General features: G+C 72.0%; 6 protein-coding genes and 1 pseudogene. All 7 read left to right on the forward strand.

The annotated features are described in order from the left end of the window. Position 1 precedes the first annotated feature (1 nt). Positions 2-1,609, forward strand: a complete 1,608-nt coding sequence (fliF, locus tag QLQ12_RS15085; RefSeq protein ID WP_282760382.1) for a flagellar basal-body MS-ring/collar protein FliF — start codon at positions 2-4, stop codon at positions 1,607-1,609. A gap of 16 nt (positions 1,610-1,625) precedes the next feature. Then, positions 1,626-2,651, forward strand: coding sequence for a flagellar motor switch protein FliG (gene fliG / locus QLQ12_RS15090; protein ID WP_282760384.1), 1,026 nt, complete (start codon positions 1,626-1,628; stop codon positions 2,649-2,651). After that, positions 2,635-3,303, forward strand: a complete 669-nt coding sequence (locus QLQ12_RS15095; RefSeq protein WP_282760386.1) for a FliH/SctL family protein — start codon at positions 2,635-2,637, stop codon at positions 3,301-3,303. Before fliG ends, QLQ12_RS15095 begins: the two co-directional genes overlap by 17 nt. A gap of 26 nt (positions 3,304-3,329) precedes the next feature. Next, positions 3,330-4,637 (forward strand): FliI/YscN family ATPase, encoded by a 1,308-nt coding sequence (locus QLQ12_RS15100; protein WP_282760388.1) that lies wholly within the window; start codon positions 3,330-3,332, stop codon positions 4,635-4,637. Between the two features lie 320 nt (positions 4,638-4,957). Further along, positions 4,958-5,407: a flagellar export protein FliJ gene (locus QLQ12_RS15105; protein WP_282760390.1), complete on the forward strand. Its 450-nt coding sequence runs from the start codon at positions 4,958-4,960 to the stop codon at positions 5,405-5,407. Then, positions 5,404-6,378: a transglycosylase SLT domain-containing protein gene (locus tag QLQ12_RS15110; RefSeq protein ID WP_282760392.1), complete on the forward strand. Its 975-nt coding sequence runs from the start codon at positions 5,404-5,406 to the stop codon at positions 6,376-6,378. The genes QLQ12_RS15105 and QLQ12_RS15110 overlap by 4 nt, the downstream gene beginning before the upstream one ends. A 72-nt stretch (positions 6,379-6,450) precedes the next feature. Beyond that, positions 6,451-7,601 (forward strand): annotated as a pseudogene (locus QLQ12_RS15115) (hypothetical protein); the annotation flags it as partial.

Genomic DNA, 7,601 nt, shown 5'->3' on the forward strand with positions numbered 1-7,601 from the left:
CATGACCGACCGCCTTCCCGCTCCGGTACGCCGCGTCACGGACACCTTCAAGTCCTTCACACCGGGACAGAAGGCTGTCACGATCTTCGCGGTTCTCGCACTCGCTGTCGGTGGCTACTTCTTCGCCACCTGGGCGGCCAAGCCGTCGTACCAGATTCTCTTCAACAATCTGTCCACCAAGGACGCCAGCGCGATCGTCGAGTCGCTGCAGAAGGCCGGCACCAGCTACGAACTCGCCAATGACGGTCAGACGATTCTGGTGCCGCGTGACCAGGTGAACCAGCTCCGGCTCCAGCTGTCCGGCGAGGGCCTGCCCAACGACGAGGGCACCGGTTACTCGTTGCTGGACCAGCAGGGCATCACCACCAGCGACTTCATGCAGCACGCCAACTACCAGCGGGCGCTGGAGGGTGAGCTGTCCAAGACGATCAAATCGATCGACGGGGTCGAGGCGGCGACGGTGCACCTCGTCATGCCCAAGCAGGACGTCTTCGCCGACGACCAGGCGAAACCCACTGCTTCGGTGCTGGTCGCGTCGAAAGCGAACAACACCCTCGAAACAGCGCAGGTGCAGTCCATCGTGCACCTGGTGGCGTCGAGCGTCGAGGGCCTCGACCCGACGCAGGTCACCGTCGCCGACTCCAACGGCCGGATGCTCTCCACCGGCGGCGGCAACACGATCGGCGCGACCGGCGCGGACAGTGGCGCCGAGCAGCAGACCGTCGCGTTCCAGAACCGTCTCAACGCCTCGCTCCAGCGGATGCTCGACAGCCTCGTCGGCCCGGGCCAGTCGGTGGTCACCACCACCGCCGCGCTCGACTTCGACCAGTCCGAGATCCGGGAGAAGAAGTACAGCGCCGACCCGGCCGTGCCGGCCCAGTCGGAGAGCCTCAGCACCGAGACCTACAACGGCACCGGCAACCCCGCCGGTGGGGTGCTCGGCCCGGACAACATCCAGGTGCCCAACGGCACCGGCTCCGGCCAGTACCAGAACAAGAACGAGGTCCGGAACCGCCAGCTCAACGAGACCGAGGAAGTGCGCCGGAACGCGCCGGGCAGCATCGAACGGCTCAACGTCTCGATTCTGCTGAACAGCGCGGTGGCCGGCGCGATCAACCCGGACGAGGTGCAGCAACTGCTCAGCGCGGCGGCCGGCATCGACCCGACACGGGGCGACACCATCGCGGTGGCCTCCATGCCGTTCGACGACAGCGCCTCCCAGGCGGTCAAGGACGAGCTCAAGGCCGCCACGGAGGCCGAGAAGGCCGCGAAGCAGACCAAGCTGATCCAGACCGCGGCCCTGGTGCTGGTCGTGCTGATCCTGATCCTGCTGGCCTGGCGGGCCAGCCGCCGCGCCCGCAAGCGCCAGCAGCAACTCACCGACGAGGAGCGCCGGCACCTGGAGGAGATGCAGGCCGCGCTCGAGGCCCAGCGGGCGGCCGAGCTGGACGTCGCCACCTCGCACGTGCTGGAACTGCCCGAACTGACCGATCGCAACGACGAGGCGCGGCAGGAACGGCACCGCGAGATCGAGGATCTGGTCAAGGAGAAGCCGGAGGAGACCGCGACCCTGATACGCAGCTGGATCTCCGCCGACAGCAACCGCTGAAACACAGGAGCATCAGTTGACAACACCGGCGCTCAGCACGCTCTCCATGAACGGCGTGCGCAAGGCCGCGATCATGCTGGTCCAGTTCGGCAAGGAACACGCCGCGCAGGTGATGGCCAGCCTGACCGAGAAAGAGGTCGAGATGCTGTCCGCCGAGGTCGCTCGGCTGGGCAAACTCGATCCCGTCCAGGTCGACGACGTGATGGACGAGTTCTACGCCATGGCCACCACCCGATACGCCGGGTCGGGTGGCATGGACTACGCCAGGGAGCTGTTGGAGGCGTCGCTCGGCAAGGAGCGGGCGGCGCTCATCCTGGACCGGCTCGAAGCGTCGCTGAACGACATCCCGTTCAACTTCCTCAGCAACGCCGATCCCCGTCAGCTGCTCTCCTACGTCCAGTACGAGCATCCGCAGACCATCGCGCTGGTGCTGGCACACATCCCATCGGCTCTGGCCTCGTCGATCCTGGCCGGCCTGCCGCTGGAGGTGCAGACCGAGGTCGCGCACCGTATCGCGATCATGGACCGCACCTCGCCCGACATCATCCGGCAGGTGGAGAGCGCGCTCCAGCGCAAGCTGTCCAGCGTGCTCCAGCCGGACGAACTCTCCACCGTCGGCGGCCTGCAGCCGCTGGTCGACATCATCAACCGCGCCGACCGCACCACCGAGCGGATGATCCTGGAGGCCCTGGACGCCCGCAGTCCGGAGCTGGCCGAGGAGATCCGCCGCCGGATGTTCATGTTCGAGGACGTCGTGAACCTCGAAGACCGGGCGGTGCAGCTGATCCTGCGCCAGGTGGAGCCGGCCGACCTGGCCACCGCGCTCAAGGGCGTACCGGAGAACGTGCGCGACAAGGTCACCAGAAACCTCTCCGAGCGCGGCCGGGAGAACCTGCTGGAGGAGATGGACCTGCTCGGCCCGGTCAAGGTCAAGATGGTCGAGGAGTCGCAAGCCAAGATCGTCGGGGTCATCCGCACTCTCGAGGACTCCGGCCAGATCGAGATCCAGCGTGGCGGAGACGTCGATGAGCTCATTGCCTGATCGCGTCATCCGCGGGGTGGCGGCCGAGAACGCCGCCGCCGCCCGGTTCGGCGTCGACCTGCGGCAGGAGGCCCCGGTCGACAACGAGGCCGTGGAGAAGGCCAAACAGCAGGCCCGGACCACTGGCTACGCCGAAGGATGGGGAGAGGGCAAACGCGCCGCCGCGACCGCCGCCGAGGCGGCCGCGGTTCGCGCCGCCGCCGCCGAGGAGGCGTACGAGCAGCGCCGCACCACCGCCCTGGCCAGCGCCGTGAACGCCCTCGGCCGTGCCGTGACCGGCCTCGAGGACCAGCTCATGCCGACCTTCACCGAGTTGCAGGAGGTCGTCCTCGTGAGCGCCTGGGACCTGGCCGAGGCGATCATCGGCCGGCACCTGCGAGACGACCCGGAACGTGGCGCGGACGCCCTCCGCCGGGCGATGACCGCCGCCCCGGAGCATGGTGACGTGACCGTCAGCCTGCACCCGGACGACTACCGCAGCCTGGTGGGTGAAGGCTCCGGCCAGGACTTCGACTTCGGGGGCCGGCGCATCGTGCTGCGCTCCGACGCCGGGCTCCAGCCCGGTGACGCGATCGCCGAAACCGGCACCGCGACCGTCGACGCGACCATCGCCGCGGCGGTGAGCCGGGCCCGCGAGGCGCTACGGCTCTAGGCTTCGCGACACCCCACGGGAGCACCATGACCGACGTCTTCCAGCACCGCCTGCAGAGCGCCATCGATGCGGCCCGCCCCATGGTCAGCGGGCGGGTCACCGGCGCCGTCGGCCTGCGCGTGTCGGTGAGCGGCCTCGAGGCCAACGTCGGTGACCTGCTGCAGATCGGCACCGGGCCGGACATGGTTCTGGCCGAGGTGGCCGCGCTCGACGGCGACCGGCTGTCCTGCATGCCGCTCGGCCCGATCACCGGCCTCGGCACCGGCACCCCGGCGGTGAGCACCGGCGGGCCGCTGCGCGTCGCGGTCGGCCCGGATCTGCGCGGGCGCATCCTGGACGGTCTGGGCCGCCCGATGGACGGCGGTCCCCCGCTGCGCGGCCACCTGGTGCCGATCGACTCGGCCCCGCCCTCGGCGATGGAGCGGCAACTCGTCGGCGCGCAGATGTCCCTCGGCGTACGCGTGCTGGACACGCTCATCCCGTGCGGCAAGGGTCAGCGGATCGGCATCTTCGCCGGATCCGGGGTCGGCAAGTCCACCCTGATGAGCCAGATCACCCGGGGCACCGCGGCCGAACTGAACGTGGTCGCCCTGGTCGGCGAACGCGGCCGGGAGGTGCGCGAGTTCATCGAACACGACCTGGGGCCGGAGGGCCTGGCCCGCTCGGTGCTGGTGATCGCCACCTCGGACACCCCGCCCCTGGTCCGGCTCCGGGCCGGGGCCGTCGCCACCCGGATCGCCGAGTACTACCGCGACGAAGGCGCCGACGTGCTCCTGATGATGGACAGCGTGACGCGTGCGGCGATGGCCCAGCGCGAGGTCGGGCTGTCCGTCGGCGAGCCGCCGGCCACCCGCGGCTACCCGCCGTCGGTCTTCGCGATGCTCGCCTCCCTGCTGGAACGCGCCGGGCCGGGCGCCCGGGGCAGCATCACCGGCCTCTACACGGTGCTGGTCGAGGGCGACGACCACAACGAGCCGATCGCCGACGCGGCCCGCTCGATCCTGGACGGGCACATCGTCCTGGACCGCAAACTGGCCACCGCCGGGCATTTCCCGGCCGTCCAGGCGCTGGACTCGATCTCCCGGGTGGCCAACAAGATCACTACCCGGGAACAGCGCTCCGACGCCACCGAACTGCGCCGTCTCATGGCCGCACACCGCGACGTCCGCGAACTGGTCGAGATCGGCGCCTACGTGCCCGGCACCAACCCGGACGCCGACCGGGCCAACGCAGCATGGCCGCAGATCAGCTCCTTCCTCCGCCAGGACCTCGACGACCGCACCACGGCCGACACCGCCTGGGCGGCGTTGCGCGCACTCATCGCCAGTGTCTGAGTGGGGCGCCGTGAGCGGGCAGCAGCCCGGCGGTCGCGCCGCGGCCTGGCGACAGGAGACCTGGCGCGGCGCGGGCGGGACGGTTCGGTTGCGGTTGGTCACGTCTTCGCGCGTACCACGAAGGCCCTGAAGTTGACTTCGGGGTGGAATGTGCCCGGTAAAGGACAGACGGGCGCTTCCGGGCACGGGCCGCCGCCTTGAGGGAACTCGGATGTGCAGGTCAGTAGCGAAGCGGGTGCAGGGGCTCAGGGGTTCGGCGGGCGGACCGAAGCGGCTAGATGAGGGCCCACCGACCCACTAGGAGGCCGACGTTGAATCGCATGTTCCGACTGGCACCCGTGCTCCGCGCCCGCAAGGCACAGGAGGACGCCGCCCGCGGCGCCGTGATCCAGTCCCGAGCCGACATCCGTGAGGCCGAGGCCCTCGTGAAGCGCCGCAAGCTGGAACTCATCGGTGCGGACGCGCCGAGCGAGGGCTCCGCCCGGGCCATGGTCGCGGCGCTGGTCGCCCGTCAGTCCCTCGCCGCGGGGGTCTTCGGCGCTCAGCGCATGGTGACCGACGCCGAGGAGGTCGAGCGGGAGAAGCAGGCCGTCCTCTCCGACGCCGCCAAACGGCGGCGGGCGGTGGAGATGATGGCCGAGCGGCACGCGGCCCTCGTCAAGGCCCACGACCTGCGTACCGATCAGGCGAACCTCGACGAGCTCGCGGTCACCGCCAAGGCGCGCAACTCCGCCGGTGACGTCGGCACGCCGGACGGGGGCGAAGCATGATGCTGGGTGTCGGCGGCGTCCTGTCCCGCGTCACGGAACTGCAGGATCGGCTCGGCCTCACACCGGCCCCACCGGCCCCCGGCGGCACGACGGGCGCGAAGTTCGCCTCGGCGCTGGCCAACGCCGCCGGCACGGCCACCGGCACGGCCACCGCCGCCGGGCCGAGCGGCGGCGACATCGTGGCGGCGGCCAAGAAATACCTGGGTACGCCGTACGTCTTCGGCGGCACCGACCCGGGCAAGGGCCTGGACTGCTCCGCCCTGGTGCAGCGGGCCTACAAGGACATGGGCGTCGATCTCCCGCGCAACTCGTGGCAGCAGGCCAAGGCCGGCCGCCCGGTCGCCGGCATGGCCGACGCCAAGCCGGGTGACATCCTCGCCTTCAATTCGCCGGTCGACCATGTGGCCATCTACCTGGGCGACAACAAGATGATCGCGGCGCCGAAACCGGGCGACCACGTCAAGATCCAGAGTGTGTACGAGAAGCCCACCGCTATCCGCCGTGTCCTCGACACCGTCCCTGCCGCCGCCGTCCAGGACATGTCCTCGCTGCGCCCGGCCGGTCTGCGGACCTCCGGTGGCCTGAGCGGGGTGCCCTACGCCGACCTGTTCGAACGGGCCGGCGCCAAGTACGACGTCCCGCCGAAGCTGCTGGCCGCCGTCGCCAAGGTGGAGTCCGGTTACAACCCGAAGGCGGTCAGCAAGGCCGGCGCCCAGGGCCTGATGCAGCTGATGCCGGCGACCGCTCGCGGACTGGGAGTCGACGACGCCTTCGACCCGGCCCAGGCGATCAACGGCGCCGCGAAGCTGCTCTCTCAGCACCTGCGCGAGTTCAAGTCGGTGCCGCTGGCGCTGGCCGCCTACAACGCCGGCGGCGGAGCGGTGCACAAGTACGACGGCATCCCGCCGTTCGCCGAGACCCAGGCGTACGTCCCGAAGGTGCAGAAGGCCTTGGCCGCGCTCGGCGGCTGAGGCCGGACCGGATCAGTGGCCCACGATCAGTGACCCAGGAGCAGGGGAGACCGCATGACCATGCCGAGTTCAGTGACGGGTCCCGACCGCCGGCCGGACACCGAGGCGGCCAAGCGGCCGGGCGGGCGGCGCGCCGAGGGCGGGGCGGACTTCGGCTCGGCGCTCTCGGCCGAGATGGGCCGGCCCGGCGAGGATGAGCGGGAGGAGCCGGCCCGGACCAGCGATCGGGCCGCTTCCTCCCCTGCCCCCGGCCGGGAGGCGGCTGATCGAGCCGCCGGGACCCGTGACCTGGCCTCGCGCGCCGCGGCCGAGCGGGCGGCGGCCGAACGGGCCGCGGTCTCCCGCGCCGCCACCGAGCGGGCCGCGATCTCCCGGGCGTCCGCCGAACGGACCGCTGACCGGGCTGTCGCCAACCGGGCGGCCGACCGGGCCGCCGACCGGGCCGCCACCGAACGGGCCGCCGATCGGGCGGCCGCCGCGCGGGCAGCCGACGGGCGTGAGGCGGCGCAGCGGGCCGCCGGACGCGACCTGAAGCGGCCCCCGGTCCGGGACACGACCGACCGGCCGGCCGCCGGACGGGACGAACGGCTGGCCAGGAAGCCCACCACGCCGCCCGCGACCGTTCGGCCGACCGCACCCACCGGGCCCGGCCCGCACGCCGCCGAGGCGCGCGCCGGGAGCCCGGAACAGTCCCGTCCGGCCGGAACCGAGACGGCCCAGGTCACGGTGACCGAGGAGACCGCCGCCCCGGCCCGGCCGGTGTCCGAGGAGGCGGTGGAACCGGAGCGGAAGGAGACCGGCGACGAGACCGCCGCGGGCACCGCGCTGGCCGGTGCGATGGCGAGCGCGATGGCCACGGCGGCGCCCGTCCCGGACGAGGCCACCACTGCCCCGACGGCCGGGACGGATGCGCTCGAGGTGGCCGGTGCGGCGCCGGTGACCGTCGCGGCTCCGCAGGCCGGCGCGGGCCAGGCCCCGGCGGCTCCGAACCCGGCGGCTCCCCATGCGGCGGTCACCGATCAGACGGCCCCGCAGACCGGCACGGTGCCGGCGGTCCAGCCCGGCAGCGGTGCACCTGCTCAGCCCACGGTCGGCGCCGGGGCGCCGACCGCCACCGGCCAGGCCGCGCAGCCCGGCGCTCCGGCCGCCACCGGCGCTGCGGCCCAGCTCACCACCCCGGGCCAGCCCACCGCGGGCCAGCCCACCGCGGGCCCCACCGCCAC

Source organism: Actinoplanes sandaracinus (genome assembly GCF_030009775.1).
In the GTDB taxonomy this organism is placed as follows: Bacteria; Actinomycetota; Actinomycetes; order Mycobacteriales; family Micromonosporaceae; genus Actinoplanes; species Actinoplanes sandaracinus.

Excerpts from the sequence above, each read along its gene's own strand:
- fliF (WP_282760382.1), top strand. The coding sequence starts at position 2 with ATGACCGACCGCCTTCCCGCTCCGGTACGCCGCGTCACGGACACCTTC.
- QLQ12_RS15095 (WP_282760386.1), top strand. The coding sequence starts at position 2,635 with ATGAGCTCATTGCCTGATCGCGTCATCCGCGGGGTGGCGGCCGAGAAC.
- QLQ12_RS15100 (WP_282760388.1), top strand. The coding sequence starts at position 3,330 with ATGACCGACGTCTTCCAGCACCGCCTGCAGAGCGCCATCGATGCGGCC.
- QLQ12_RS15105 (WP_282760390.1), top strand. The coding sequence starts at position 4,958 with ATGTTCCGACTGGCACCCGTGCTCCGCGCCCGCAAGGCACAGGAGGAC.
- QLQ12_RS15110 (WP_282760392.1), top strand. The coding sequence starts at position 5,404 with ATGATGCTGGGTGTCGGCGGCGTCCTGTCCCGCGTCACGGAACTGCAG.